The sequence below is a fragment of the Shigella sp. FC1967 genome (genome assembly GCF_001743005.1).
GTDB lineage: Bacteria > Pseudomonadota > Gammaproteobacteria > Enterobacterales > Enterobacteriaceae > Proteus.
This window is the reverse complement of the sequence record NZ_MIIZ01001123.1, coordinates 1-775: the sequence shown is the minus strand read 5'-3', so window position 1 is coordinate 775 and position 775 is coordinate 1. Positions and strand designations below refer to the sequence as shown.

General features: G+C 41.2%; 1 protein-coding gene. It reads left to right on the top strand.

The annotated features are described in order from the left end of the window. Nucleotides 1–674 (top strand): 2-hydroxyacyl-CoA dehydratase subunit D (locus BHE89_RS19135; protein WP_286146343.1); only part of this gene is annotated, 674 nt, incomplete at its 5' end. Nucleotides 675–775 lie beyond the last annotated feature (101 nt).

Below are 775 nucleotides of genomic sequence, written 5' to 3'. Positions count from 1 at the left end.
AAAAAATAGGGTGGTGTGCTTCTAACTTCCCTCAAGAAATTGCTGAAACATTAGGTTTATGTGTGGTTTATCCTGAAAACCAAGCTGCTGCAATTGCCGCAAAAGGTGCAGGGTTAAAAATGTGTGAGCATGCAGAAAGCATGGGATATTCCAACGATATCTGTGCTTATGCTCGTATCAGCCTTTCTTATATGGATATTAAACAGTGTGAAGAGATGGATATGCCACAGCCAGATTTCTTACTGTGCTGTAACAACATCTGTAACTGTATGATCAAATGGTATGAAAATATCGCTTATGAGTTGAATATCCCGATGATCCTTATCGATATTCCTTATAAAAATGACTACGACACCGATGATGTCACGGTGAAATATGTTCAAGCGCAATTTGATGATGCCATCAAACAACTCGAAAAAGTCACAGGCAAGGTGTTCTCAGAAGAGAAATTTAAAGAAGTCTGTGAGATCTCACAACGTACAGGGCGAGCATGGTTAAAAGCGGCAGAATATTGCCAATATGAGCCGTCTCCAATGAATGGTTTTGATCTGTTTAATCACATGGCTGTTGCTGTTTGTGCGCGCGGAAAATTAGAAGCCGCACTGGCTTTTGAACAACTGTGTGAAGAGATGGAACAAAATATCAAAGAGAAAAAAATCAACTTACCGCGGTGAAGAAAAATACCGTGTTCTCTTTGAAGGTATTGCGTGCTGGCCTTATTTACGAGCCACATCGACGCCGTTAAAAGAGCAGGGTATCAACGTGACTGCCACGG